The sequence below is a fragment of the Pseudomonas sp. Z003-0.4C(8344-21) genome (assembly GCF_900104975.1).
GTDB lineage: Bacteria > Pseudomonadota > Gammaproteobacteria > Pseudomonadales > Pseudomonadaceae > Aquipseudomonas > Aquipseudomonas granadensis.
Map to the genome: position 1 here is coordinate 2,165,964 of NZ_LT629756.1, position 25,755 is coordinate 2,191,718.

Genomic DNA, 25,755 nt, shown 5'->3' on the forward strand with positions numbered 1-25,755 from the left:
AAACATGGCCAACAACATCGATGACAAACTGGTGCTGGCGATTTCGTCGCGCGCCTTGTTCGACCTGAGCGAAAGCCACAAGGTCTACCTGTCGAGTGGCGTCGAGGCCTATCGGCAATACCAGATCGAACACGAAGACGAGATTCTCGCGCCCGGCGATGCCTTCCCGCTGGTAGAAAAACTGCTGAGCCTGAACAGCCGCCTCGGCCGCGCCCGGGTCGAAGTGATTCTGGTCTCGCGCAACAGCGCCGACACCGGGCTGCGTGTGTTCAATTCGATCCATCATTACGGTCTGGCGATTTCCCGCGCGGCGTTTGTCGGCGGGCGCAGTCCTTATCCTTATCTGAAAGCCTTTGGCTGCGATCTGTTTCTGTCCACCCATGCCGAGGATGTGCGCGCGGCGCTGGACGCCGGGTTTGCCGCGGCAACGATTCTGTCCGGTGGCGCCAGCCGTGCTGCCAGCGACGAATTGCGCATCGCCTTCGACGGCGACGCGGTGATTTTTTCTGACGAGTCGGAGCGCATTTATCAGTCCGGCGGCCTCGCAGCGTTTCAGGCCAAGGAACGCGAGTCGGCGCGCGAGCCGTTGCGCGGCGGCCCGTTCAAGGGCTTTCTCGCGGCGCTCAATCTGCTCCAGCGCGAGTTTCCCGACGATGACTGCCCGATCCGCACCGCGCTGGTCACCGCGCGATCGGCGCCGGCCCACGAGCGGGTCATCCGCACCTTGCGCGAGTGGGACATCCGTCTCGATGAATCGCTGTTTCTCGGCGGTCTGACCAAGTCGGCATTCCTCGAAGCCTTCGCCGCCGACGTGTTCTTCGACGATCAGACCGGGCATTGCGAACTGGCCCGTGAAGTGGTCGCCACCGGTCACGTGCCTCACGGCATCAGCAACGAACCGTCGATTTAAAGCCCTTTGACTCAAGACGTTGCCTCGCCCGTCGTACTCGTCAAGGCACTGCTAAGCTGAATCAATCTCCGCCATGTTGGCTTGCGAGGAGGTCATATGATTCGTTCGATGCTGTATGCCACTGACCTCGGTCTGTACGCCCCGTTCGTGATGCAGCATGCCTTGGCGTTGGCGCGCACCTTCAATGCCGATCTGTACGTGGTGCACGCGGTGGAGCCGATGGGACTGTTCGCTGAATCGGTGTTGCAGAGTTATCTCGACGAGCAGGCATTGAACGAATTCCACAGCCAGGGTCTGAAAACAGTCATCGCCAATATCGAGCAGCGCGTGCTGGAGAGCTTTCGCGAAGAACTCGGCGACGATGGCGAACTGGACTTGCAGCGCATACGTGCGGTGCGTGTACTGCAGGGCGATCCGTCGCAGGTGATTCTCGACCAGGTGCAGAAACTCTCTGTCGATCTGCTGATCGTAGGCAGTCACAGCCACGGGGTCGGCGCGGAGACACCGTTGGGGCGGACGGCTGCGCGAGTCCTGCAATTGGCCAAGGTGCCGGTTTATCTGGTGCCGTTGGTCGAGCGTCGGCGGCGCGAGGATCGCTGAGGCAAAATAATGGCGCTTCGATGAAAAAGTTCTAGATTTATTCTTCAAACCATTAATATAGTTATATACCGTCGCTGATGCCCGTGGCGTCTTTCTGCTTTGAGGGATTGATATGAAGCTTCAACAACTGCGCTACATCTGGGAAGTGGCGCACCACGACCTCAACGTTTCCGCTACAGCCCAAAGCCTTTACACCTCGCAACCGGGCATCAGTAAGCAAATCCGTCTGCTGGAAGACGAACTGGGCGTCGAAGTGTTTGCCCGCAGCGGCAAACACCTGACCCGCGTCACCCCGGCTGGCGAGCGCATCATCACCACCGCTGGCGAGATTCTGCGCAAGGTCGAGAGCATCAAGCAGATCGCCCAGGAATTCTCCAACGAGAAGAAGGGCACGCTGTCGATCGCCACCACGCACACCCAGGCCCGTTATGCGCTGCCACCGGTGATCAGCAATTTCATCAAGCAATATCCCGACGTGGCCCTGCACATGCATCAGGGCTCGCCGATGCAGATCGCTGAAATGGCCGCTGATGGCACCGTCGATTTCGCCATTGCCACCGAAGCGCTGGAGCTGTTCGGCGATCTGGTGATGATGCCGTGCTACCGCTGGAACCGTTGCGTGGTCGTGCCCCAGGGCCACCCGCTGACCAAGCTGCCGAAGCTGACGCTGGAAGCCCTCGCCGAATACCCGATCGTGACGTACGTGTTCGGTTTCACCGGCCGTTCGAAACTCGACGAAGCCTTCAGCCATCGCGGGCTGACGCCGAAAGTGGTGTTCACCGCGGCCGACGCCGACGTGATCAAGACCTACGTGCGTCTGGGGCTGGGCGTGGGCATCGTGGCGAAAATGGCGGTCGACACCAAACTCGATAACGATCTGGTGGTGCTGGACGCCAGCGAGCTGTTCGAATCGAGCGTAACCAAGATCGGTTTCCGTCGCGGCACGTTCCTGCGGGGTTTCATGTGCGACTTCATCGAGAAATTCGCCCCGCACCTGACCCGCGAAGTCATGGCCAAGGCCATTCAGTGCCACAACAAACAGGAACTGGAAGAACTGTTCGACGGCGTCGAATTGCCGGTGCACTGATCCGCTGTTTCAAAGCACCTCGGTGACAGCGAACTGTTGCCGGGTGCCCGCCACCAGAATCTCCACCTCATCACCCTCGAACTTGCCCAGCAGGCTTTTGCCCAGCGGTGAGCGCGGGGTGATGACAGTGATCGGCTGACCGACCACGTCGACTTTCAGACCGGCCGCGTCCGGGGCCAGGAACAGCCATTGCTCGCGCCCTCTTTCATCTTCCAGGCCGAGCAGGGCACCGATCTCGATGCCACGCTGTTCATCGTAGGCACGCAACGTAAGGTTCTGGCACAGCGCCAGCGACTGACGAATCTCCTCGACCCGTTTCGCCTGACCGGCCGCCAGATACGACGCCTCGAGACCCAGGGTGTCGTACTTGTTTTCGGCGATGTTCTCTTCGTGGGTCGCGGTTTCGTACGCGGTCTGCGCGGCGCGTTCTGCGATGTCGAGGTCGATGCGCAGTTTGTCGAGAATCAATTGATGGACAGTGTGTTTGTTCATGATCAATCGCAGAACTGCAAAACGTTGGCGCGGCTCTTTTCGCTGGGCGCGGTCTGGTCCTGCTGCAGCCAGAACTGGCATTTGGGGTTGGACGCGTTGCGCGAACTGGCGCGCGCCTGATCCAGTCGAGCCTGCTGTTCGTTCTTGCGCAGGTTTTCTTCGTACTGCTCGAACAGTGGGCTCTGCGATGGGATGTCCGGCTGGGCTTGCACGGGCGCAGGCGGGGGCGGGTTGGCGATCTGCTGCACCGCTTGGGCGACGGGCGCCAGTTGCTCGGCAAAGATGAACCGCGAAAGCAGCCAGCAGGTCAGAGCGATGGCGAGAAAGCCCAGCCACATGCCCAGGGCGATGCTGCCGATCAGATGCAGGGCGCTAAGCTGAACAGGCAAGGGGCGACGCGAACGGGGACGGTAGGGCATGGCTGCCTCCTGGCGGATGAATGCGGGCAAGTGGCGATTGTCGCACGAAGATTAATCGGCGTCGGCTCTTCTGCGCGAGGGTATTTATGCGGACAATCGGCGCTTTTGCCAACGGGAGCCTTGAATGACTGAAACGAACACCCGCTGGGATATTTTCTGCACCGTCGTCGACAACTTCGGCGACATTGGCGTGACCTGGCGCCTGGCCCGGCAACTGGTTGCCGAGCATTCCCTGACAGTGCGCCTTTGGGTGGACGATCTGCGCGCGTTCGAACGTATCTGCCCAGCGATCGATATCGACGCTGCGCAGCAATATCAGCAGGGCGTCGAGGTGCGGCACTGGCCCGTCGAGTGGGTTCACACGGACGCCGCTGACGTCGTGATCGCCGCGTTCGCCTGCAATTTGCCCAACGATTACATGGACGCCATGGCCGCGCGTGAACGCCCGCCGCTGTGGATGAACCTCGATTATCTCAGCGCCGAAGACTGGGTCGTCGGCTGTCATGGATTGCCCTCGGTCAAATACAAATCGGTGCAGAAAATTTTCTTCTTCCCCGGTTTTCAGCCAGGCACCGGCGGACTGTTGCGCGAGCGCGGCTTGCTTGAGCAGCGTCGGCAGTTTCAACAGGATGCCGCGGCGCAGCGACAATTTCTGCAAGGGTTGGGTATCGAGCGCGCACCTGATGCACAACTGATTTCGCTGTTTGCCTACGAGAACGCCGGGCTGGCCAGTTGGCTCGACGTACTGGCTGCGGCGGATACGCCGACCCATCTGCTGGTGCCGGAAGGGCGGATTCTTGGCGATGTTGCGCGTTGGCTGGAGGTGGAGACGCTGACGGTCGGGGCCATTCATCAACGTCAGTCGCTTACCGTGCAGGTGCTGCCGTTCGTCCGTCAGGATCAATACGACCATTTGCTCTGGTGCTGCGATTTCAACGCGGTGCGCGGTGAGGACTCGTTCGTGCGTGCGCAATGGGCGGGGCGACCGATGCTCTGGCACATCTATCAGCAGGACGAAGACATCCATCTGGACAAGCTCGACGCCTTCCTCGCGCTTTACACCAAACGCCTTTCGCCAGCGGCTGCCGATGCGATGAACGGTCTGTGGCGCGCCTGGAGTGCCGGCCAGCCGATCGGCGAGCACTGGCTCGGGGCCCGCAAACACTGGCCAGAACTGCAGGAAAATGCCGAGGCATGGTGTCTGGAACAGGGCTTGCAGGCGGATCTCGCCACGGCGCTGGTACAGTTTTACCTAAATTGGATATGATACGCGGCCTAGATTTTTGTAAATCCCATCCAAATTCGGATATTCGCAATGAAAACTGGTAAAGAACTCAAACCCGGTACCGTGATCCGTATCGACAACGATCCTTGGCTGGTTCAGAAAGCTGAATTCACCAAGTCGGGCCGTAACAGCGCGATCATGAAGACCAAGCTGAAGAACCTGCTGACCGGTTACAAGACCGAAACCGTTTACGGTGCGGACGACAAGCTGGACGACGTGATCCTCGATCGTAAAGAAGCCACCCTGTCGTTCATCAGCGGTGACACTTACACGTTCATGGACACCACTGACTACACCATGTACGAGCTGAACGCCGAAGACATCGAAAGCGTTCTGCCTTTCGTTGAAGAAGGCATGACCGACGTTTGCGAAGCCGTGTTCTTCGAAGAGCGTCTGGTTTCCGTGGAACTGCCGACCACTATCGTGCGTCAGGTTGACTACACCGAAGGTTCCGCTCGCGGTGACACTTCCGGCAAGGTGATGAAGCCTGCCAAACTGAAGAACGGTACCGAGCTGTCGGTTGCTGACTTCATCGAAATCGGCGACATGATCGAGATCGATACCCGCGAAGGCGGCTCCTACAAAGGCCGTGCGAAATAAGCACTGCTTTTTACGGAAAGAAAAAACCCGACCATTGAGTCGGGTTTTTTTATGCCTGTAATTCAGCCATCACCACAAATCCCTGTAGGAGTGAGCCTGCTCGCGATGGCGTCATACCAGTCGACATGTTCATCGACTGATACACCGCTATCGCGAGCAGGCTCACTCCTACATGTGGGGATAGGGTTATTTCAGATGTTCTTTAAGCTCTTGCGAAGCCTGCAACATCGCCGAACGCACCGCCGGCACCTGGCTGACCACGTTGAGCAAACCGTAGTCGTGGATCATGCCGTTGTAACGCACCGACGTTACCGGCACACCGGCTTCGTCGAGTTTGCGCGCATACGCTTCGCCTTCATCGCGCAATACGTCGGCGCTGGCGGTTTGCACCAGTGCTGGCGGCAGACCTTTCAGTTGCGCAGTGGTAGCGCGCAGCGGTGAAGCGTAGATCTCGTTACGCTGCCTGGCGTCAGTGGTGTAGTTGTCCCAGAACCACTTCATCATGTTGCGGGTGAGGAAATGCCCCTCGGCATACTGGTTGTAGGACCCGGTATCGAAGTTGGCATCAGTCACCGGCCACAGCAGCGCCTGGAATCTGATCGCCGGGGTGCCCTTGTCTTTGGCCATCAGCGCAACCACTGCGGCCATGTTGCCGCCGACGCTGTTGCCGGCCACGGCCAGACGTTTGCCATCGACGTTGATCTCCTTGCCGTGTTCCGCCACCCATTTGGTCGCGGCGTAGGCCTGGTTGATCGCCACCGGATAATGCGCTTCCGGCGAAGGGGTGTAGTTGACGAATACCGCCGCCGCACCCGAACCGGCCACCAGATCGCGGACCAGCCGTTCGTGGGTCGGGAAATCCCCGAGCACCCAGCCGCCACCGTGGAAGAACATGAACACTGGCAGCTCGCCCTTGACCCCGGCCGGCCGGACGATGGTCAGGCTCAACGGTTGGCCATCGACCTGGATGGTCTTCTCGCTGACATCGGCTTTTGGCAGTGTCAGTTTGACCCCGGACTGCGCGCCGACCAGCACGGCGCGAGCGTCCTTGGGCGACAGCTGCTCGATCGGCTTGCCGCTGCCGGCATTCAGCACATCGAGAAACGCCTGGGTGTTGTGCTCCACATCACCGGCGAAGGCGCTGTGCACGGACAGGGCGAGAAGGGTACCGGTCAAGACTTTGCTGAAAGTGTTCATATTCAATTTCCTTGTTCGGGCCGGGGCTCAGTGATTACACGGTCACGTGCAGACGGACGTCGACGTTGCCGCGGGTGGCGTTGGAGTACGGGCAGACCTGGTGAGCGGCGTCGACCAGGCTTTGCGCATCGGCTTGTTCCAGACCTGGCAGGCTGATGTGCAGGTCAATGTCCAGACCGAAGCCACCGGGGATCTGACCGATACCGACGTGGGCGGTGATCGAGGCGTCATCGGGGATCTTGCGTTTGGTCTGGCTGGCAACGAATTTCAGCGCGCCGATGAAGCAGGCCGAGTAGCCGGCAGCGAACAGTTGCTCAGGGTTGGTCGCCGCACCGCCAGCACCGCCGAGTTCTTTTGGCGTGGCGAGTTTGACGTCGAGGATGTTGTCGCTGGAGATCGCACGACCGTCACGGCCGCCAGTGGAGGTTGCGATTGCGGTGTAGAGAGTTTGCATGGTGTGAGCCTCGTTGGGTTGTGGTTTTGTGCGCTAATTGTTTGCGCGCTAAGTAGGTGTGAGGCGAATGTATAGCGCTAATGTTTAGCGCGCAAGATAAATTTTCAAAAAAGTTTTGCCGAACGTGCTTTTCGAATGATCAATCAGCTGGAGAGCATTGAAATAGAAGGGACAGCGGGGATCTTGAAAGCTGAGAATATTTTTCAGGCGAAGGAGATCAAATGTAGGAGTGAGCCTGCTCGCGATAGCGCTGGGTCAGTCAGCACATGTGTTTCTGACTCACCGCTATCGCGAGCAGGCTCACTCCTACAGGGGGACGGGGGGCTTAAATCAGGCTGTCTTGCAAATGCCCGCGCAGCGCTTGCAATTCCGCTTGCAGTTTCTGCAGGCGCTCAAGGGTAAAGCCGCTGGCGCCAAGAATGCACTGGGGAATGCTTTGCGCCTTATCGCGCAGGGCGCGACCTTGTTCGGTCAATTCGACGATGACCACCCGCTCATCTTCGCGACTGCGTGTGCGGCTAAGCAAGCCTTCTGCTTCCAGACGCTTGAGCAGTGGCGTCAGCGAGCCCGGATCGGTGAGCAGGCGTGTGCTGATTTCTCCGACCGTCAAACCATCCTGTTCCCACAACACCATCATCGCCAGGTACTGCGGGTAGGTCAGGTTCAGCGCTTGCAGCAGCGGCTTGTAGACCTTGGTCATCATCAGCGAAGTGGAGTGCAGGGCGAAGCAGGCCTGGTTAGCCAGTAGGAGGTCGTCGCAGGTGTCGCGTTCGGAAGTCATGGTGCAAGCCTTGTTCAGTAATGCAATGAATCTAGCGCTCGAACCTTTAATGCGCCAGATAATTTTCCCTAAGCCTTGAGCTTAATGCCGGCCCAGATCCCGTTGCAGCGCCAGATCCCAGGGAGGAACAGGGCTGAAGCGGGTTTTCAGATATTCCAGTAGCAAGCGGCTGCGCGAATGGGTTTGTTGGCCCATGCGCAAGGCGTAAATGCCGGCGGATTCTGCTTCGGGCAAGCCGTTGTCACAGAACAGCGGCAGCAGTTCGCCGCGCAGCAGGTATTCGCTGGCCAGCCAAGTCGGCAGATGGGCGATTCCCAGTCCGGCCAAAGCGCCGCAGACCAACGCTTCGGCGTTGTTGGCGCTCAGGCGGATACGGGCCGGACGGTGCAACTGCAATTGCCCGTCGAGTTGAAAGCGCCAGGCGAAGGGCGGGGCGAGGCCGTCCCAGTCGAGCCCGTCGTATTCATTCAATTGCGCGGGATGGCTCGGCACGCCACGGCGTTTCAGGTAATCGGGGCTGGCGCAGGCAATGCGCACGATGCTCGCCAGTGGTGTTGCGACCAGGCGCGTGTCGGCCAGTTGCCCGGCGCGCAGCACCAGATCGACTTTGCCCAGGTTCGACCCGTCCATGTCGATGAAGCTGTCGATCAAATGCAACTGCACATCCAGGCCCGGGTATAGCAACAAAAAGTCAGCGAGCACCGGCGCCAGATGTCGGCGTCCGAACGCGGCGGGCGCGTCGATGCGGATCAAGCCTTCCGGCGCACTGCTCAGAGACACCGCTTCGGCGCGTGCCAATTGCAGCTCGGCAACAATTCGCCGTGCACGCTCAGCAAAGGCCAGCCCGGCTGGCGTCGCGCGCACGGCGTGGGTGCTGCGCACAAACAGCTGGCTGCCCACCGCGCTTTCGAGATTGTCGATACGCCGGGCGACCGCCGAGGGTGTTAGCGGATGGCGGCGTGCGGCGGCGGAAAAACTGCCGCTTTCCAGCACGTCGAGGAACAGTCCGAGCTGATCGGTTAATTGATTGGGATTCATGGATCGGGCGCTTATGCGAAATCGACACAGCCATTGTGCGCTGCTGTGCGTTTCCCCGCCAGCCGCGACTGCGTAGCATGGCAAGCCTGACGAAGAGGAATGCGCTGTGATGGATTTTCTGATTTACCTGCTGTTCGGCGCTGCGCTTGGCACGCTCGGCGGCATTTTCGGTATCGGCGGCGGCTTGATCGCCATTCCGTTGCTCGGTGTGTGGTTCGGGCTCGATCAGCAGATCGCCCAAGGCACGGCACTGGTAATGGTGGTGCCCAACGTAATGCTGGCGCTGTGGCGATATCACCAGCGCAATCGCATCGAGCTACGCCATGCGCTGCCGTTGGCGCTGATGGGTTTTTGCTTTGCCTGGCTCGGTTCGATCTGGGCGGTAGGCATTGACGCGCAAACCATGCGCATCGGTTTCGTGGCTTTTCTGGTGGCGCTGTCAGCGTACAACCTGTTGAAAATGTTCGGTCCGAAACCCGCGGTGAGCGCAGAAATGCGCTACTCGTGGCCGTGGCTCGGTGTGCTCGGCGCCGCGTCGGGGACCATGGGCGGTTTGTTCGGTGTCGGTGGGGCGGTGGTGGCAACGCCGGTGCTGACCAGTCTGTTCGGCACCTCGCAAGTGGTCGCTCAGGGTTTGTCCCTGGCACTGGCCCTGCCCAGCACCGGCGTAACCCTGGTGACCTACGCAGTACACCACGAAGTCGACTGGATGATCGGCTTGCCACTGGCGCTTGGCGGTCTGGCCAGCATCAGTTGGGGCGTAAAAGTCGCCCACGCGATGCCGGAAAAACTTCTGCGCGGGCTGTTCTGCGGTTTCCTGGTGCTGTGTGCGGTGATGCTCGCGTTTAAAGTTTAAAGCCTTCGACGATGTGCTCGGCCAGACATTCAGTGATCGGCGATGGGTTGTTCAGATTGCGGATCAGCATGATGCTGGCCTCGGGCAGTAGTGGCAGGTCTTCGGCGGCGCCGAGAATGCGCATGTCCGGGGTAATCAGGCTCTCCAGTTGCGCGGTGATCGCCAGGCCCGCGCTGACAACGGCCATCAACGCCGACAGGCTGGTGCTGTTATAGGCGATGCGGTATTCGCGGCCCATCGCGTCCAGCGCATTGCACGCCCATAAACGGCAGAAACAATCACTGTTGAACATTGCCAGCGGCAGCGGCGTCTGTTCGTGGGCGCTGAAATTCTGCGCCTCGGCCCAGACAAAACGCTCCTTGCGCAACAGTTGGCCGATCTCGTTACCCGGCTCGCGGGTGACGATCGACAAGTCCAGATCGGTGCGCTGCAGCAACTGTTTGGTCGACTCGCAATGCACCTCGATCTGGATCAGCGGATAGAACTGCGCAAACCGCGAGAGAATCCCCGGCAGAAAACGCATCACGTAATCATCCGGCGTGCCGATGCGCACGGTGCCGACCATGTGCGGCTCGCGCAAAGTGTTGAACACTTCGCTGTGCAACTTGAGGATGCGCCGCGCATAGCCGAGCAATACCTGGCCTTCGGCGGTGAGGCGCACCTGACGGCCATCGCGCTCGAACAACTGGCGCTGCAGCACGTCTTCTTCCAGACGCTTCATCTGCATGCTCACGGCCGATTGCGTGCGGTTGACCATCTCGCCGGCGCGGGTGAAACCGCCCTGATCGGCAATCGCCACAAAGGTGCGCAAGACATCGGTATCGATACTGGGGTAGGCGGACAATTGATGAATCTCCGTGATGCATGCCATCAGAAACATTCGTTGGATTGATCTTAGCGTCGGGACGAGACTTGAGCCATCCACAAAGGGAGGCAAGACGATGAAAGGTCAAAAAGAGTATGTGAACCAAGAGCAGCTGTCCGGCCACGGCCATATCGTTTCCGATCTGCTGCACAAGTTTAGCCGCTGGTACGAACTGCACCGTGAACGCGAGTTGCTCGCCAGTCTGAGTGACGAAGCGTTGAAGGACATCGGTGTCAGTCGTGCCGACGTTGAGCACGAAACCGTGCGGCCGTTCTGGGATGATCCGATGCATAAATGATCAACCCGGTGCTACACAAACCCACTTTCGGTGAGGTAGGTTGCGAGCAGACAAGGAGATGTTCATGCCCGCGACTCTGGCCTTTTCCCTCAAACAGGCGCGACGTCTGGCGCTGGCTGCCCAAGGGTTCAACGGGCGCCAGCCGCCGACCGTCAAGGCGCCGCACCTCAACCGGCTGATCGAGCGGCTGGGCCTGCTGCAAATCGACTCCGTCAACGCCGTGGTGCGCTCGCACTACCTGCCGCTGTTTTCCCGTCTCGGTTCCTATTCCTTTGACTTGCTCGACCAGGCTGCCTGGAGTTCGGGGCGTCGGCGCACGTTGTTTGAATACTGGGGGCATGAAGCGTCGCTGCTGCCGCTGTCGATGTACTCGTTGCTGGGCTGGCGCATGCAGCGGGCCCGGCGCGGCGAGGACATTTATCAGCAACTGGCGACATTCGGCCGCGAGCAGCAAAAGACGATTCGCCGGGTGCTGGCAGCGGTTGAAGCGCAGGGCGCCTTGGGCGCCGGCAGTCTGTCGACCCGCGCCGACAAGGCTGGGCCGTGGTGGGACTGGAGTGCGGAAAAGCTTGCGCTGGAATGGTTGTTCGCCGCCGGTGAGGTGACAGTGGCGGGGCGACGCGGTTTCGAGCGTTTATACGATTTGCCCGAGCGAGTGATCCCTGCGGCGATCCTGCAGCAGCCGATGCCTGATGAGGCCGAAGCGCAACGCGGTCTGTTGCTGCATGCGGCGGGGGCGTTGGGCGTCGGCACGGAGAAAGACTTGCGTGATTATTTCCGCTTGAGCCCGACGGATGCGCGGCCGCGTCTGGCCGAGCTGGTCGAGGCGGGGCAATTGCAGATGTGCGAGGTGGCCGACTGGCGACAGATTGCCTATTGCCTGCCGGAGCCCACAGTGCCGCGCAAGGTTATCGCCAGTGCGCTGTTGTCGCCGTTCGATTCGCTGATCTGGGAACGCAGCCGCACCGAGCGCTTGTTCGATTTCCGTTATCGGCTGGAGATTTACACGCCGCAACCCAAGCGCGTCTACGGCTATTACGTGCTGCCGTTTTTGCACAATGAGCGGATCGCTGCACGGGTCGATTTGCGCGCCGAGCGAGCGGCGGGGCAGTTGGCGGTGCATGCGGTGCACGAGGAAGAAGCCGGGCTGGACGAGGAGGGGATGCTGGCGCTGGCGGCGAATTTGCGCAGGATGGCAAGTTGGCTGGGCCTGGCGCGGGTGCAGCTCAATTGTCAGCGAGAGAGTGCGGCGCGGCTTAGGGTGGCATTGGCACAGATTGGTTGTGACTGAACTGACGCCATCGCGAGCAGGCTCACTCCTACATTTGGAATGCGTTTCCCTGTAGGAGTGAGCCTGCTCGCGATATGAGCGACGCGGTCTAGCGTCGAACCTGCTTCAGAGTCTCGGCAATCAAAAACGCCAGCTCCAGCGACTGATCGGCATTCATCCGCGGATCACAATGGGTGTGATAACGGTCCGACAAGCCATCCTCAGTAATCGGCCGTGCACCACCGATGCATTCGGTAACGTTCTGCCCGGTCATCTCGATATGAATGCCGCCGGCGTAGCTGCCCTCTGCTTCGTGCACCTGGAAGAACTGCTTCACTTCACCAAGGATCTGCGCAAAGTCGCGGGTCTTGTAGCCGCTGCTGGCCTTGATGGTGTTGCCGTGCATCGGGTCGGAGCTCCACAGCACTTGCTTGCCTTCACGCTGCACCGCGCGAATCAGCGCCGGCAAATGATCGCCGACCTTGTTCGCGCCCATCCGCGCGATCAGGTTTAGACGGCCGGGATCGTTGTCCGGGTTGAGCACATCGATCAAGCGGATCAGGTCGTCGGGATTCATGCTCGGGCCGACTTTCACGCCAATCGGGTTGTTCACCCCGCGCAGAAATTCCACATGGGCGCCGTCGAGCTGGCGGGTGCGGTCGCCGATCCACAGCATGTGCGCCGAACAGTCGTAGTAATCGTTGGTCAGGCTGTCGCGGCGCACGAAAGCTTCTTCGTAGTTAAGCAGCAGTGCCTCGTGGGCGGTGAAGAAACTGGTTTCGCGCAGTTGCGGCGAGCTGTCCATGCCGCAGGCGCGCATGAACGCCAGGGTTTCATCGATACGGTCAGCGAGGTGGCTGTACTTCTCGGCCAGCGCCGAGTTGGCGATGAAGTCCAGGTTCCACTTGTGCACTTGATGCAGGTCGGCAAAACCGCCCTGAGCAAAGGCGCGCAGCAGATTCAACGTCGCGGTGGACTGGTGATAGGACTGCAGCAGGCGCTCCGGATCGGGCACGCGGCTCTTTTCGTCGAAACCGATGCCGTTGACGATATCGCCACGATAGGCCGGCAGCGTCACGCCTTCGATGGTTTCATCGTTGGCAGAACGCGGTTTGGCGAACTGACCGGCCATGCGCCCGACTTTGACCACCGGGCAACCGGCGGCGAAGGTCATGACGATCGCCATTTGCAGCAACACTTTAAAGGTGTCGCGAATCTTGGCAGCGGAGAATTCCGCAAAGCTTTCTGCGCAATCGCCGCCCTGCAACAGGAAGGCCCGACCTTGGGTGACTTCGGCAAACTGACGGCGCAGCTCGCGTGCTTCGCCGGCAAACACCAATGGCGGATAACTGGCCAGGGTTTGCTCGACCTGGCGCAGGTGCGCGGCGTCGGGGTATTGCGGTTGTTGCTGGATCGGCAGGGCGCGCCAGCTGTCAGGGCTCCACGGTTGGCTCATCACGGTCTCGAAGTTTCATACGCAGGGGAACGCCATGGTAGCAGCAATTAGTGCGTGACCTGTTCCCGCCCCATCACCGACAATTGCCGCTTTGCCACGGCACCACAGCGGTGCCATCGCGTCACCGCGCCCGGTGACCATCAGGAGACGAAATGACTGAGGAGCGCGTCGAGCATCTGCTCGCCGAAGTACAGGATGAGTTCGGCGTGATTCGCGTGCTGGAAGTGGCCGATTACCGCTTTCTCGAATTCGGCGATGCCATCGAGCAGAGCTGCGTCTTCACCGCCGATCCAAGCTGGCTCGAATATGACTACACCCGCGCCATGCTGATTGGCGCGCTATATCATGAACACCCGGAAAGCGCGCTGTTTCTCGGCCTCGGCGCCGGCACGCTGACCCAGGCCTGCCTGAAATTCCTGCCGCTGGAAGACGTCGAAGCCATCGAATTGCGCCCGGACGTGCCGCGCCTGGCGATTGAATACCTGGGGCTGGATGACGATCCGCGTTTGTACATTCGGGTCGGCGATGCCCTCGAATTGCTGCCGAGCGCCGAACCGGCGGATCTGATTTTCGTCGACCTGTACACCGATGTCGGGCCGGGCGTCGGGCATCTGGCCTGGAGCTTTCTCGGTGACTGCCAGAAACGCCTGAACCCCGGCGGCTGGCTGGTGATCAATCAATGGGCGACGGATGACGGCAAACCGCTGGGCGCGGCGTTGCTGCGCGGACTCTATCATCGGCATTACTGGGAGCTGCCGGTGAAGGAGGGCAATGTGATACTGATTGTCCCGGCGGACCTTGATCAGGTGCTCGACGTGCAGGCGCTGACGGCAAGGGCTGAAGCGCTGGCGCCGCGGTTGGGGTATTCGTTGCAATCGTTGATCAACGCGATTCGCCCGGCCACCTGAAACGAGGGCCGTGCCGGCCCTATCGCGAGCAGGCTCACTCCTACAGGGGATTGCATTTCAAATGTAGGAGTGAGCTTGCTCGCGATGGCGCCTCGATAGGCGACAGACTTCTCAAAACCCTTTGAAAACCCCGGGCCGCCGCTCCACCAATGACCGCACGCCTTCCTTGGCATCTTCAGTGGCCAGCAATTTCTTCACCAGTGCAGGCAATCCCTGCGCCGCCGCCGTCTCGCCCTCATAGCGCGCCTGCCGTGCCGACAGCAACGTCGCCTGCACCCCCAGCGGCGCCTGCCGGGCAATCCGTTCTGCCAGCTCGATGGCACGCGGCATCAGGTCTTCGCTGGCCCTCACTTCCTGCACCAGGCCCAGATGCAACGCGTCATGCGCATCGAATTCATCCCCGGTCAGCAGCCAGCGCATCGCGTTGCCCCAACCGGCGATCTGCTGAAAGCGTAAAGTCGCGCCACCAAAAGGAAAGATCCCACGCTGAACCTCCATTTGCGCGAAGCGGGTATTGCTCGCAGAGGTTGATGTCGGCGGCCAGCATCAGCTCGATACCGATGGTCAGGCAGTAACCCTGCGCCGCGACGATCACCGGTTTGCTCACCCGCGGCCCGACGAACACGCCCCACGGATCGCAACCACCGGCTGGAACCTGCCAGCCCTCGGCAAGGGTTGCGCTGGCATTGAGCAGATCCAGACCGGCGGTAAAATGCTCGCCATGGCCGAACACCACTGCCACCCGCGCGTCGCGGTCGGCTTCGAACTCGCCGTAGGCCAGGCTTAGATCGTTGAGCAGGTCGAGGTCGAAGGCGTTGCGCTTGGCGGCCCGGTCAAGTCCGATCAAGTGGACATGACCGCGACGTTCGCGGCTGACGCGGCCGGGGCAGGGCTGGTTCATGGCTGAATCCTCGGGCGGCAAGAGCAGCGCCGCGACGGTATGTCGCAGCTCGGTGAATCGTTTAAGCGCCATCGCACGCCAGGGCGGGCCTTTGCAAAATAGACCCTGGCGCGATTATCTGCAAAACCCTATTACACAGCGCTGACACAGCGATCCGGTCGATAAAAAAAGCTCCCTTTTCGGGCAAAATCCGGTATAGTGCGCGCCGGCCTTTAACCGGGCCGCGTTTAGGTAGCGCAATTCCCCGAAGTCAGCTTCGGCTGCACGTCCGCACTGCGGACTCTTCCTTGACGACTCATCTTCATTCATTCGTTTTCGCAAATCCCCGCCGACAAAGCTGCCAGGGCGACTCTTGAGTCTCAACACGGCATGCGCAGCTTTGGAGCATGGGTCTTTGCGGATGCACTTAGAGGCAGACCCATGACCCAGGAAACCGGCGGATTCGCCGCTTTTAATCTCAACCCGAATATTCTTGCAGCCGTCGCAGCGACTGGCTACGAAGAGCCTTCGGCGATTCAGCAGCAATCGATCCCGATCATCATGGCCGGCCAGGACATGATTGGCCAGGCGCAAACCGGTACCGGTAAAACCGCCGCGTTCGCACTGCCTATTCTGCACCGCATCGATCCTGCCAAGCGCGAACCGCAAGCCCTGATCCTGGCGCCGACCCGAGAGTTGGCGCTGCAAGTAGCAACCGCTTTTGAAACCTACGCCAAGCAAATGCCAGGCGTCACTGTCGTGGCCGTTTACGGCGGCGCGCCGATGGGCCCGCAACTCAAGGCTATCCGTAATGGCGCACAGATCGTTGTCGCTACCCCGGGTCGTCTGTGTGACCACCTGCGTCGCGACGAGAAAGTCCTGTCGACCGTGAACCATCTGGTTCTCGACGAAGCTGACGAAATGCTGAAGCTGGGCTTCATGGATGACCTGGAAGTCATCTTCAAGGCTCTGCCAGCGACCCGTCAGACCGTTCTGTTCTCGGCGACCCTGCCGCAGTCGATCCGCGCCATTGCCGAACGCCACCTGCGCGATCCGCAACACGTCAAGATCCAGACCAAGACCCAGACCGTTACCGCGATCGAACAGGCTCACCTGTTGGTTCACGCTGACCAGAAGACCTCGGCCGTGCTCAGCCTGCTGGAAGTCGAAGACTTCGACGCGCTGATCATGTTCGTGCGCACCAAGCAAGCGACTCTGGATCTGGCCAGCGCCCTCGACGCCAAAGGCTACAAAGCCGCGGCGCTGAACGGTGACATCGCCCAGAACCAGCGTGAGCGCGTCATCGACTCGCTCAAGGATGGCCGTCTGGACATCGTTGTCGCCACCGACGTTGCTGCCCGTGGCCTGGACGTTCCGCGCATCACTCACGTGTTCAACGTTGACATGCCGTACGATCCGGAATCCTACGTGCACCGTATCGGCCGTACCGGCCGTGCCGGTCGCGAAGGTCGTGCGCTGCTGCTGGTGACTCCGCGTGAGCGCCGCATGCTGCAAGTGATCGAGCGCGTCACCGGTCAGAAGGTTGCTGAAGTCCGCCTGCCGGACGCTCAGGCCGTTCTCGATGCACGCATCAAGAAACTGACCAACAGCCTGTCGCCGCTGGTTGGCGATGCCGAGTCGACTCACGGTGATCTGCTCGATCGCCTGACCGCTGACATCGGTTGCACTCCACGTGCACTGGCAGCAGCGCTGCTGCGCAAAGCCACCAACGGTCAAGCGCTGAACCTGGCGGCGATCGAGAAGGAACGTCCACTGGTGCCGAACAACGCACCGCGTGGCGACCGTCCTGAGCGTTCCGGTGAGCGTCCTGATCGTGGTGACCGCGAGCGTCGCGCGCCAATGCCTCTGGGTGAAGGCCGTGCTCGTTGCCGTACCGCGCTGGGCGCGCGTGACGGTATCGCAGCGAAAAACCTGCTTGGCGCGATCCTCAACGAAGGTGGCCTGGCCCGCGAAGCGATCGGTCGCATCCAGGTGCGTGACAGCTTCAGCCTCGTCGAGCTGCCGGAAGATGGTCTGGACAAACTCCTGACCAAACTGAAGGACACTCGCGTTGCCGGCAAGCAGCTGAAACTGCGTCGCTACCGCGAAGATTGATCCGCCCTCGGGCTGATTGATCGCACATAAAAAATCCCCGACTGGTTCGGGGATTTTTTTTGCCTGTCTTTCCGGTTCACACAAAACCCTGTGGAGCCAGCCTGCTGGCGATGGCGTCAGCCAAAACGATAGATATCCATTCCCAACGCCCCCATCGTGAACCCCTTGTGCGCCACGCTGAACTCACCGCCGGCGCCCCGCGCGAAATACAACGGCAGCAAATGCTCATCACTCGGATGACTGCGCACCGCATGCGGCGCCTGCTGGCGGTAATCATGCAGCGCCGCCTCGTCATCGGCTGTCAGCCTGTCGATTATCCAATCACGGAACTCCCGTGCCCACGGCTCGACGCTTTCCGGACCAGCATGCCAGTCGAGTTCGAGCAGGTTGTGGGTGATGCTGCCGGAGCCGATCAACAGAATGCCCTGATCGCGCAGGCTCGCCAGGGCTCGGCCAACCCGCGTTTGCAGCGCCGGTCCCGCGTGGCTCGGCAAAGACACCTGTACCACCGGAATGTCCGCTTGCGGATACATCAGCGACAGCGGCACCCAGACGCCATGATCGAACGGGCGTTGCGAGTCGAGGCGCGCCGGCAGGTGGTTGGCAGTCAACAGGGCGGCGACCTCAGCGGCCAGTTGCGGATTGCCTGGTGCCGGGTATTGCACCTCGAACAATGCGCGGGGAAAACCGCCGAAGTCGTGCCAGGTTTCCGGTTGCGGATGACTGTTGACCAACAATTCCTGGCTTTCCCAGTGCGCGGAAACCATGACGATGGCTTTGGGCTTAGGCAGTTCGGCCGCCAGCCGCGCCAATGCAGGGCCGCTGGCGCCGGGTTCCAGGGCCAGCATCGGTGAGCCATGGGAAATGAACAGGCTGGGCAACATGGTGGATTCCTGAGGGTTAAGATGGCTCATCTTCGGTCAGTTGACCGATTTGAATCTAATATAAGTTTTCGCGGTTTTTCATCGATTTTTCGGGAGTGATGCATGCAGCCTGAGTTTTGGTACAAGAAATGGGATTCGAACCAGATCGGCTTTCATCAGCCCGAGGCCAATCCGTATTTGCGACGCTATTGGCCCGACCTGTCGATTGAGCCCTCGGCGCGCGTGCTGGTGCCGCTGTGCGGAAAAAGCCTGGATTTGCTGTGGCTCGCCGAGCGCGGTCATCAAGTGCTCGGAGTTGAATTGTCGGAAAAAGCGATCGACGATTTTTTCAGCGAGCATCAGGTTGAACCGCAGATCAACCAGGAGGGCGCTTTCAAGGTTTACCGCAGTGATGCCATCGAGTTGTGGTGCGGGGACTTCTTTGCGCTGACGGCGCAGGACGTTGCCGGTTGCACGGCGTTGTACGACCGCGCCGCGCTGATCGCCTTGCCGGCGCCGATGCGTGAACGTTATGCGGCGCATCTCCAGCAAATCCTTGCGCCCGGTGTGCAGGGGTTGTTGATCACCCTCGATTACCCTCAGGCGCAAATGCCCGGGCCACCGTTTGCGGTGGATGATGAGGAGGTGCAGCGGTTGTTCAGTGAGGGCTGGCAGCTGCAAAGGCTGGAAGAGCAGGATGTCTTGGCCGAGAGCCCGAGGTTTTCCGATGCGGGGGTGAAGTCGTTGCTAGAGCGGGTTTATCGGGTTTACAGCCGTTAGTTATATGCATGCAGTTCCGGCCTCATCGCGAGCAGGCTCGCTCCCACAGGGCTGGTTGTGGAACACAGATTTTGTGTACACCATCAATACCTGTGGGAGCGAGCTTGCTCGCGATGAGGCCGGCACTCGCGACGCATAACCCCGAGATATAAAAAAGGCCCGCATCACTGCGGGCCTTGTTTTTACAACCTTGGAATCAACCGCGACGACGCAGGGCGTCGATTCGCTCTTCCAGCGGCGGGTGGCTCATGAACATGCGGGCGAAGCCCTGTTTGATGCCACCGTTGATGCCGAACGCGTTCAGGGTGTCCGGCATGTGCACCGGCAGGCCCTGTTCGGCGCGCAGGCGTTGCAAAGCGCCGATCATCGCGTTGGTGCCAGCCAGACGGGCGCCGGCTTCATCGGCACGGAATTCGCGCTTGCGCGAGAACCACATGACAATCGCGCTGGCGAGAATGCCCAGTACCAGTTCGGCGACGATGGTCGCTACGTAGTAGGCGATGCCCTGGCCTTCTTCGTTCTTGAAGATCACCTTGTCGACGAAGTTGCCGATGATCCGTGCGAAGAACATCACGAAGGTGTTCACCACGCCCTGGATCAACGCCAGCGTGACCATGTCGCCGTTGGCGACGTGGCCGATTTCGTGGGCCAGCACGGCTTTGACTTCATCGGGCGAAAACCGCTCGAGCAGGCCCTGGCTGACCGCGACCAGCGCGTCGTTCTTGTTCCAGCCAGTGGCGAAGGCGTTCGCTTCGTAGGCCGGGAAAATACCCACTTCGGGCATCTTGATCCCGGCTTCGCGGGACAGTTGCTCGACGGTTTGCAGCAGCCATTGCTCATGCCGGGTGCGCGGCTGGCTGATGATCTGGGTGCCCGTGCTCATCTTCGCCATCCACTTGGAGATGAACAGCGAGAACAGCGAGCCGGCGAAACCAAAGACGGCACAGAAAACCAGCAGCTGACTGAGGTCGAGGTCGACCCCGTTGGCCGCCATGAACCCGTTGAAGCCGAACAGGCTCAGGGTGATGCTGGCTATCAGCACGACCGCCAGGTTAGTGGCCAAAAACAGCAGGATGCGCATCATGGTTGTAGAAATCTCCTCAAGCTAAAGATGTAGCGTACTGCGGGGTATATAAGGTGCTGCACCGGGCGATTCAACTGAGTGACTATTTCAAACTGTGTCCTACAGCGTATTCTTCAGCACCCGGCACATTTCCCACGTCAGATCAGGACAAGGATGACGGGCAGCCGCGACCCGTCGCCACTACCCCGGACGCTGTCAGCGGGCACGAAACGCAAGTGTAGAAGGCCTGTGCGCAGGCGGAACGCAGAAGTGTTGCTGAATCAGACAGTGCGCAACATTGGGCCGTTGCGCACTGCTGGCCAGTTACTGGCGGTAGGACTTGAGAAAGTTGCCGATGCGGCCGATGGCCATTTCCAGATCGTCGACACGGGGCAGGGTGACCACACGGAAGTGGTCGGGCCATGGCCAGTTGAACGCCGTGCCTTGCACGACCAGCAGCTTTTCCGAAAGCAGCAGATCGAGGACGAATTTCTCGTCGTTGTGGATCGGGCAGACTTTCGGGTCGATTTTCGGGAACGCATACAGCGCGCCCATCGGCTTGACGCAACTCACGCCAGGAATGTCGTTGAGCAATTCCCAGGTGCGATTGCGCTGTTCCAGCAGGCGACCCTGCGGCAGCACCAGATCATTGATGCTCTGATAGCCGCCCAGCGCGGTCTGGATTGCATGCTGGCTCGGCACGTTGGCGCACAGGCGCATGTTGGCCAGCATGTCGATGCCTTCGATGTAGCTCTGTGCGTTGTGTTTCGGCCCGGAAATGGCAATCCAGCCCGAGCGGAAACCGGCGACGCGGTAGGACTTCGACAGGCCGTTGAAGGTCAGGCACAGCAGGTCCGGCGCCAGCGAGGCGGTGCAGACGTGCACGGCATCGTCATAGAGGATCTTGTCGTAGATCTCGTCGGAGAACACCACCAGATTGTGCGCCCGGGCGATTTCCAGCATGCCCAGCAGCACTTCCTTCGAATACACCGCGCCGGTCGGGTTGTTCGGGTTGATGATCACCATGGCCTTGGTGTTCGGGGTGATCTTGGCCTTGATATCCGCCAGGTCAGGGAACCAGCCGGCGCCCTCGTCGCACAGGTAATGCACGGCGTTACCGCCCGCGAGGCTGACGGCAGCGGTCCACAGCGGGTAGTCCGGGGCCGGCACCAGCACTTCGTCGCCGTTGTTGAGCAGCGCCTGCAGCGACATCACGATCAGCTCGGACACGCCGTTGCCCAGGTAGATGTCTTCGATGCCGACGCCTTCGACATTCTTCTGCTGGTAATACTGCATCACGGCCTTGCGCGCACTGAACAGGCCTTTGGAGTCGCTGTAGCCTTGCGCGGTCGGCAGGTTGCGGATCACATCCTGAAGAATTTCGTCCGGCGCTTCGAAACCGAACGGTGCCGGGTTGCCGATGTTCAGCTTGAGGATGCGCTGGCCTTCCTCCTCCAGACGTTTGGCGTGCTTGAGCACCGGGCCGCGAATGTCGTAGCAGACGTTGGCGAGCTTGTTCGATTTGCTGAACTGCATGGCGATGTGATCCTGAAAATGAACGATCCAGGCGGCGAATGGACAACCGTACTGGGAATCCTGCGTCCTCACACAGGCGGACCGCTCGAGCCATGGCTCGGAGAATCCGTTTGAATGCGCCCGGTCTGGCTGCCAGACTGGTGCGTGACGAGGCGCAATCATACGTGCCGCCCGATCCGTGGAAAAGGTACAGATCGGGCTTTTTCAGCCGCTGAGGTGTGATGATGGAAAAGTTGCAGAAAACCCTGGAAGAATGGAAAGCCATGCTCGATCCAGAGCAGTACAACGTGTGTCGCCTCAGTGCCACCGAGCGCCCGTTCTCCGGCAAATACAACGACACCAAGACCGATGGTGTCTATCACTGTGTCTGCTGCAATGAGCCACTGTTCGATTCCACGACCAAGTTCGACTCCGGCTGCGGCTGGCCAAGTTTTTATGAGCCGATCGGCGCAAGCGCGATGACCGAAATCCGTGACACCAGCCACGGCATGATCCGCACCGAAGTGAAGTGCGCGCGTTGCGATGCGCATCTGGGCCACGTGTTCCCGGACGGCCCGCCACCGACCGGCCTGCGCTACTGCATCAACTCGGTGTGCCTGAATCTCGAACCACGCCAGTAGGCACCAACAGGGCGACCGCCGGGTCGCCTTTTTATCGAGTAATTAAATTGCACACAATTGAATTGCTCGCTATGTTTGGCCTTTGCCGACCCTTCGTGGAGCCCGACTCATGAGCGACAACCTGCTGAACATTCCGTGCACCACCATCAAGGGTGAGCAAAAGACCCTGGCCGATTTCGCCGGCAAAGCGGTGCTGGTGGTTAACACCGCGAGCAAATGCGGCTTCACTCCGCAATACAAAGGCCTCGAAGAGCTGTGGCAGACCTACAAGGATCAGGGTCTGGTTGTACTGGGCTTTCCCTGCAACCAGTTCGGCAAGCAGGAGCCCGGCAACGAAGGCGCGATCAGCGAATTCTGCGAGCTGAATTTTGGTGTCAGCTTCCCACTGTTCAAAAAGGTCGAGGTCAATGGCGCCGGCGCTCATCCGTTGTTCGTGCAGTTGAAGAAACGCGCGCCCGGTGTGCTCGGCTCGCAAGGCATCAAGTGGAATTTCACCAAGTTTCTGATCGGCAAGGACGGCCAGTTGGTCAAGCGCTTCGCCCCGGCAACCAAGCCGCAGGACCTGAGCCGCGAGATCGAAGCCCTGCTCAAATGAACAGCCTGCCGCTCGATTCGCTGAAGCTCGACAGCCAGTTGTGCTTCAAGCTGTACGCCGCTTCGCGAGCGGTGACTCGCGCCTACAAGCCGATGCTCGATCAGCTCGGCCTGACGTACCCGCAATACCTGGCGATGCTGGTGTTGTGGGAATGGCAGGACGTCGCACCGCAGCAACCGACCGTCAAAGCGCTGGGCGAGCGCCTGGCGCTGGACTCGGGCACATTGACGCCGCTACTCAAACGTCTGGAGCAATTGCAGTTGGTGCAGCGCCAACGTTCGGCCCGTGACGAGCGTGAAGTGCACTTGAGCCTGACGCTTGCGGGACAGGCGCTGCGTGAACAGGTCGGGCCGCTGAAGGCCCGCCTGTTATGCGATAGCGGAGTAGACCTGGACCGGCTCAATCAACTGCGCGACGGCCTCGACCACTTGTTGGGGCAGATCAAGGCGCTGGGGTAGTCGGCACCCACTGATCGAGCAGGGCCGCCAGCTCCTCGCGGCGGAACGGCTTGGCCAGATAATCGCTCATGCCGGCCGCGCGGCAACGTTCACGTTCCTCGGACATGGCGTTGGCGGTCAGGGCGACAATCGGCAGCTGCGGCCAGCGTCCGCTCTGGCGGATCTGTCGACTCGCTTCGTAACCGTCCATCACCGGCATGTTGCAATCCATCAGCACCAGATCGAAATCGTTGAATTCAAGCTGATCCAGCGCTTCGGCACCGTGGGCAGCGACGACGACTTCGCAACCCAGCTTGCCGAGCATGCCCTTGGCCACCAGTTGATTGACCGGGTTGTCCTCGACCAGCAACACCCGCCCGCGAGTGATTGCGGTCGATGCGTCTTGCTGTGCATCGTTGATCGCGATCACTTCCGGCTGCAAAGTGCGCCGCAGGTTCTGGTACAGCGCGTTACGTGCCAGCGGGCGGGCCTGTTGTTGCAGAGGGGCGAGGGCGGCGGCTTCTTCGCTCGGCAGGAAACTGCCGTAGGCCGTCACCAGCAGAATCGGTGCGGTGATGGTCGGTCGCAACCCGAACAGGCACTCCGGGCAATCGGTAATCAACACGTCAGGTTTCAGGCCCAGCAGCGAATCATCGATGGTGCGCTGCGTGTACTCCAGGCCCCAGACCGGCAGCAGACTTTGCAGCAGTTCCGCCAGACCACTGCTGGCTGCGGTAATGGCGAGAATCTTTCCTTGCAGCGGCGCCGGCGCCAGGGCACGGGTGTGGCAGGGCAGGGGCAGCTCGGCGCAGAACTGACTGCCGAAACCGATCTCGGAACTGATCGTCAACCGGCCCTGCATCGCTTCGCAGAGGTTGTAGGTCAGCGCCAGCCCCAGGCCGGTGCCGCCGTACTGGCGGGTGATACCGGCGCCCGCCTGGGTGAACGGCTGGAAGATTTTCAACTGCGCTTCCTGGGCGATGCCGATGCCGGTGTCGCAGACTTCGATGCGCACGCCCTCCCTGTAAGTCGAAAGACGCACGTCGACGCGGCCGAAGCGGGTGAATTTCAGAGCGTTGGACAGCAGGTTGCTGACGATCTGCCGCACCCGGGTCGGGTCGCCGAGTACCAGCGCCGGAAAGTGCGGATCGATCAGGCAGGTCAGCTCGACGCTTGGCGCGGCGTTCTGCGACAGCAGGTTGGCGGTGTCTTCGATCAGCGAGCCGAGGTCGAACGGGATGTGTTCGAGCTCCAGTTGCCCGGCATCGAATTTCGACAGGTCGAGAATGTCGTTAAGCAGCTCGACCAGCACCTTGCCCGAGTCATGGGCGATCGAGAGCTGTTGCTGCTGTTCGGCGTTCAGCGGGCCGTCGAGCGACAGCGCGATCATCCCCAGCAGGCCGTTGAGCGGTGTGCGGATTTCGTGGCTCATGTTGGCGAGAAACGCCGAGCGCGCTTCGGCCATGTCCAGCGCGGTGCTGCGCGCGACCTCCAGTTCCTGGTTGGACTGGCTGAGCCGCGCGTTGATGGCCTTGAGTTCGGCAGTGCGCGCCGAGACGATGTTTTCCAGTTGACCGAGATAGTCGGTCAGACGGTTTTCCGCATTGCGCCGCTGCTGGATCTCGGTGGCAATGTTCTCGAATTGCTGATTGGCGACTTTGACCAGCACGCCGATTTCATCGTTGGCATGGCCAGCGGGGCATTCCAGAGTGGTCGGCTCGGCGCTGCGCGGGTCGCGGCCGCTGAGTTCGCGGATGACCCGCACCAACGGCTTGGTCAGCATCACGTAGAACAGCGCGAGCAGAATGCCGGTCAGCAGCAGGCTGCGGGCGAAACCGTTGAGCAGGGTGATCTCGGCCCGGCGCAGGAACCGACTGCCGAAGGCGTAGGTGTCGACTTCCAGATTCAATACGCCAAGCGATTCGTTGGGCAGATGATCCAGATACAGGCGATCTTCGAACTGGCGCTTGGCGCCAAACAGAAAATCGCTGATCACCCGATAGCCGCTCTGCAGCTCGGGGCGCTTGACGTTGGCCAATACCGTGCCGTTGTTGTCGGTGAGCGTCGCCGAGATGATCGCTGGCGAGCGCAACAGGCCCAGGGTCAGTTCCTGCGCCAGTTCGGCATCGATGTTATAGGCGATGCGCGAGGCCGGATTGTGGCTGATTTCCAGCAGCGACAGGATTTCACGGTTGATGGAGGCGTCTTCGCTGGCATAATCGATGCCGATTTGCAGCAGGCTGAGCAGCGTGCCCAGAATGAACCCGACCAGCACGGTAAGCCTGGCTTGTTTGAACGACAGCCGGTGGGTGAATTTGATATCCATGGGGTGTTGAACCACTTCCGTTTC

The 25,755-nt window shown here is 60.5% G+C and carries 26 protein-coding genes and 1 pseudogene; 14 read left to right on the forward strand and 13 right to left on the reverse strand.

What is annotated here, in order from left to right:
- Nucleotides 1-4 precede the first annotated feature (4 nt).
- The 3 genes from BLU24_RS10000 (at nucleotide 5) to cysB (ending at nucleotide 2,597) form a co-directional block, all read left to right on the forward strand.
- Entirely contained in the window at nucleotides 5-910 is a 906-nt protein-coding gene (locus BLU24_RS10000) for a 5'-nucleotidase (RefSeq protein WP_090284970.1), read from the forward strand.
- A gap of 96 nt (nucleotides 911-1,006) precedes the next feature.
- Entirely contained in the window at nucleotides 1,007-1,510 is a 504-nt protein-coding gene (locus tag BLU24_RS10005) for a universal stress protein (RefSeq protein WP_090284968.1), read from the forward strand.
- Between the two features lie 112 nt (nucleotides 1,511-1,622).
- Entirely contained in the window at nucleotides 1,623-2,597 is a 975-nt protein-coding gene (cysB, locus tag BLU24_RS10010; RefSeq protein WP_003183769.1) for an HTH-type transcriptional regulator CysB, read from the forward strand.
- A 9-nt stretch (nucleotides 2,598-2,606) separates the two neighbouring features.
- On the opposite strand, the gene BLU24_RS10015 is transcribed toward cysB, so the two are convergent.
- Together BLU24_RS10015 and BLU24_RS10020 are read right to left on the reverse strand one after the other, a co-directional pair.
- Entirely contained in the window at nucleotides 2,607-3,089 is a 483-nt protein-coding gene (locus BLU24_RS10015; protein WP_093099691.1) for a GreA/GreB family elongation factor, read from the reverse strand.
- 2 nt (nucleotides 3,090-3,091) lie between these two features.
- Nucleotides 3,092-3,508, reverse strand: coding sequence for a hypothetical protein (locus tag BLU24_RS10020; RefSeq protein WP_090284962.1), 417 nt, complete (start codon nucleotides 3,506-3,508; stop codon nucleotides 3,092-3,094).
- A gap of 124 nt (nucleotides 3,509-3,632) precedes the next feature.
- On the opposite strand from BLU24_RS10020, the gene earP reads away from it, so the two are divergent.
- Nucleotides 3,633-4,775, forward strand: a complete 1,143-nt coding sequence (earP, locus tag BLU24_RS10025; RefSeq protein WP_093099693.1) for an elongation factor P maturation arginine rhamnosyltransferase EarP — start codon at nucleotides 3,633-3,635, stop codon at nucleotides 4,773-4,775.
- Nucleotides 4,776-4,823: 48 nt separating this feature from the next.
- Nucleotides 4,824-5,393: an elongation factor P gene (locus tag BLU24_RS10030; protein WP_003226785.1), complete on the forward strand. Its 570-nt coding sequence runs from the start codon at nucleotides 4,824-4,826 to the stop codon at nucleotides 5,391-5,393.
- Nucleotides 5,394-5,579: 186 nt separating this feature from the next.
- Here BLU24_RS10030 and BLU24_RS10035 read toward each other — a convergent pair whose 3' ends face one another.
- The 4 genes from BLU24_RS10035 to BLU24_RS10050 form a co-directional block, all read right to left on the reverse strand.
- On the reverse strand, nucleotides 5,580-6,590 hold the full coding sequence (locus BLU24_RS10035; protein ID WP_093099695.1) for an alpha/beta hydrolase: 1,011 nt from the start codon (nucleotides 6,588-6,590) through the stop codon (nucleotides 5,580-5,582).
- A 34-nt stretch (nucleotides 6,591-6,624) separates the two neighbouring features.
- Complete coding sequence (locus tag BLU24_RS10040; protein WP_034155242.1) at nucleotides 6,625-7,044, reverse strand: organic hydroperoxide resistance protein; 420 nt, start codon at nucleotides 7,042-7,044, stop codon at nucleotides 6,625-6,627.
- A gap of 325 nt (nucleotides 7,045-7,369) precedes the next feature.
- The gene (locus BLU24_RS10045; protein ID WP_090284955.1) at nucleotides 7,370-7,825 is read right to left on the reverse strand and encodes a MarR family winged helix-turn-helix transcriptional regulator; all 456 of its coding nucleotides are present in this window, start codon (nucleotides 7,823-7,825) and stop codon (nucleotides 7,370-7,372) included.
- Nucleotides 7,826-7,906: 81 nt separating this feature from the next.
- Nucleotides 7,907-8,863 (reverse strand): LysR family transcriptional regulator, encoded by a 957-nt coding sequence (locus BLU24_RS10050; RefSeq protein WP_093099697.1) that lies wholly within the window; start codon nucleotides 8,861-8,863, stop codon nucleotides 7,907-7,909.
- Nucleotides 8,864-8,969: 106 nt separating this feature from the next.
- Between BLU24_RS10050 and BLU24_RS10055 the strand changes: the two genes are divergently transcribed.
- The gene (locus BLU24_RS10055; RefSeq protein ID WP_172833255.1) at nucleotides 8,970-9,719 is read left to right on the forward strand and encodes a sulfite exporter TauE/SafE family protein; all 750 of its coding nucleotides are present in this window, start codon (nucleotides 8,970-8,972) and stop codon (nucleotides 9,717-9,719) included.
- On the opposite strand, the gene BLU24_RS10060 is transcribed toward BLU24_RS10055, so the two are convergent.
- The gene (locus tag BLU24_RS10060; protein WP_007908606.1) at nucleotides 9,709-10,563 is read right to left on the reverse strand and encodes a LysR substrate-binding domain-containing protein; all 855 of its coding nucleotides are present in this window, start codon (nucleotides 10,561-10,563) and stop codon (nucleotides 9,709-9,711) included. The genes BLU24_RS10055 and BLU24_RS10060 overlap by 11 nt on opposite strands.
- Nucleotides 10,564-10,660: 97 nt before the next feature.
- Here BLU24_RS10060 and BLU24_RS10065 point away from each other — a divergent pair, with 97 nt between their 5' ends.
- Both BLU24_RS10065 and BLU24_RS10070 read left to right on the forward strand, forming a co-directional pair.
- Entirely contained in the window at nucleotides 10,661-10,882 is a 222-nt protein-coding gene (locus BLU24_RS10065; protein ID WP_093099699.1) for a DUF1127 domain-containing protein, read from the forward strand.
- A 64-nt stretch (nucleotides 10,883-10,946) separates the two neighbouring features.
- Nucleotides 10,947-12,173 carry a winged helix-turn-helix domain-containing protein gene (locus BLU24_RS10070; protein WP_093099702.1) on the forward strand — a complete coding sequence of 409 codons (1,227 nt, stop codon included), beginning with the start codon at nucleotides 10,947-10,949 and terminating at the stop codon, nucleotides 12,171-12,173.
- Between the two features lie 88 nt (nucleotides 12,174-12,261).
- Here BLU24_RS10070 and BLU24_RS10075 read toward each other — a convergent pair whose 3' ends face one another.
- Nucleotides 12,262-13,608, reverse strand: coding sequence for a class II 3-deoxy-7-phosphoheptulonate synthase (locus tag BLU24_RS10075; RefSeq protein ID WP_090284945.1), 1,347 nt, complete (start codon nucleotides 13,606-13,608; stop codon nucleotides 12,262-12,264).
- A 152-nt stretch (nucleotides 13,609-13,760) separates the two neighbouring features.
- Here BLU24_RS10075 and BLU24_RS10080 point away from each other — a divergent pair, with 152 nt between their 5' ends.
- Nucleotides 13,761-14,516 (forward strand): spermidine synthase, encoded by a 756-nt coding sequence (locus BLU24_RS10080; RefSeq protein ID WP_093099706.1) that lies wholly within the window; start codon nucleotides 13,761-13,763, stop codon nucleotides 14,514-14,516.
- 111 nt (nucleotides 14,517-14,627) lie between these two features.
- Here the strand turns inward: BLU24_RS10080 and BLU24_RS10085 are convergent.
- A pseudogene (locus BLU24_RS10085) lies at nucleotides 14,628-15,417 on the reverse strand (crotonase/enoyl-CoA hydratase family protein).
- A 420-nt stretch (nucleotides 15,418-15,837) separates the two neighbouring features.
- Between BLU24_RS10085 and BLU24_RS10090 the strand changes: the two are divergent.
- Entirely contained in the window at nucleotides 15,838-17,511 is a 1,674-nt protein-coding gene (locus BLU24_RS10090; protein ID WP_093099708.1) for a DEAD/DEAH box helicase, read from the forward strand.
- 116 nt (nucleotides 17,512-17,627) lie between these two features.
- On the opposite strand, the gene BLU24_RS10095 is transcribed toward BLU24_RS10090, so the two are convergent.
- Nucleotides 17,628-18,395, reverse strand: a complete 768-nt coding sequence (locus BLU24_RS10095) for a DODA-type extradiol aromatic ring-opening family dioxygenase (protein ID WP_093099710.1) — start codon at nucleotides 18,393-18,395, stop codon at nucleotides 17,628-17,630.
- Between the two features lie 102 nt (nucleotides 18,396-18,497).
- Between BLU24_RS10095 and BLU24_RS10100 the strand changes: the two genes are divergently transcribed.
- Nucleotides 18,498-19,154 carry a thiopurine S-methyltransferase gene (locus BLU24_RS10100; RefSeq protein WP_093099712.1) on the forward strand — a complete coding sequence of 219 codons (657 nt, stop codon included), beginning with the start codon at nucleotides 18,498-18,500 and terminating at the stop codon, nucleotides 19,152-19,154.
- A 196-nt stretch (nucleotides 19,155-19,350) separates the two neighbouring features.
- On the opposite strand, the gene htpX is transcribed toward BLU24_RS10100, so the two are convergent.
- Together htpX and BLU24_RS10110 are read right to left on the reverse strand one after the other, a co-directional pair.
- Nucleotides 19,351-20,238 carry a protease HtpX gene (gene htpX / locus BLU24_RS10105; RefSeq protein ID WP_090284933.1) on the reverse strand — a complete coding sequence of 296 codons (888 nt, stop codon included), beginning with the start codon at nucleotides 20,236-20,238 and terminating at the stop codon, nucleotides 19,351-19,353.
- 303 nt (nucleotides 20,239-20,541) lie between these two features.
- Nucleotides 20,542-21,753: a pyridoxal phosphate-dependent aminotransferase gene (locus BLU24_RS10110; protein WP_090284931.1), complete on the reverse strand. Its 1,212-nt coding sequence runs from the start codon at nucleotides 21,751-21,753 to the stop codon at nucleotides 20,542-20,544.
- A gap of 224 nt (nucleotides 21,754-21,977) precedes the next feature.
- Here BLU24_RS10110 and msrB point away from each other — a divergent pair, with 224 nt between their 5' ends.
- From msrB to BLU24_RS10125, 3 genes are all read left to right on the forward strand, one after another.
- Nucleotides 21,978-22,373 (forward strand): peptide-methionine (R)-S-oxide reductase MsrB, encoded by a 396-nt coding sequence (gene msrB / locus BLU24_RS10115; RefSeq protein WP_090284928.1) that lies wholly within the window; start codon nucleotides 21,978-21,980, stop codon nucleotides 22,371-22,373.
- A gap of 109 nt (nucleotides 22,374-22,482) precedes the next feature.
- Nucleotides 22,483-22,968: a glutathione peroxidase gene (locus BLU24_RS10120; RefSeq protein ID WP_093099714.1), complete on the forward strand. Its 486-nt coding sequence runs from the start codon at nucleotides 22,483-22,485 to the stop codon at nucleotides 22,966-22,968.
- A complete protein-coding gene (locus BLU24_RS10125; protein WP_093099716.1) occupies nucleotides 22,965-23,426 on the forward strand; it encodes a MarR family winged helix-turn-helix transcriptional regulator in 462 nt (153 codons plus the stop codon). Before BLU24_RS10120 ends, BLU24_RS10125 begins: the two co-directional genes overlap by 4 nt.
- Here BLU24_RS10125 and BLU24_RS10130 read toward each other — a convergent pair.
- On the reverse strand, nucleotides 23,410-25,731 hold the full coding sequence (locus BLU24_RS10130) for a hybrid sensor histidine kinase/response regulator (RefSeq protein ID WP_093099718.1): 2,322 nt from the start codon (nucleotides 25,729-25,731) through the stop codon (nucleotides 23,410-23,412). The genes BLU24_RS10125 and BLU24_RS10130 overlap by 17 nt on opposite strands.
- Nucleotides 25,732-25,755 lie beyond the last annotated feature (24 nt).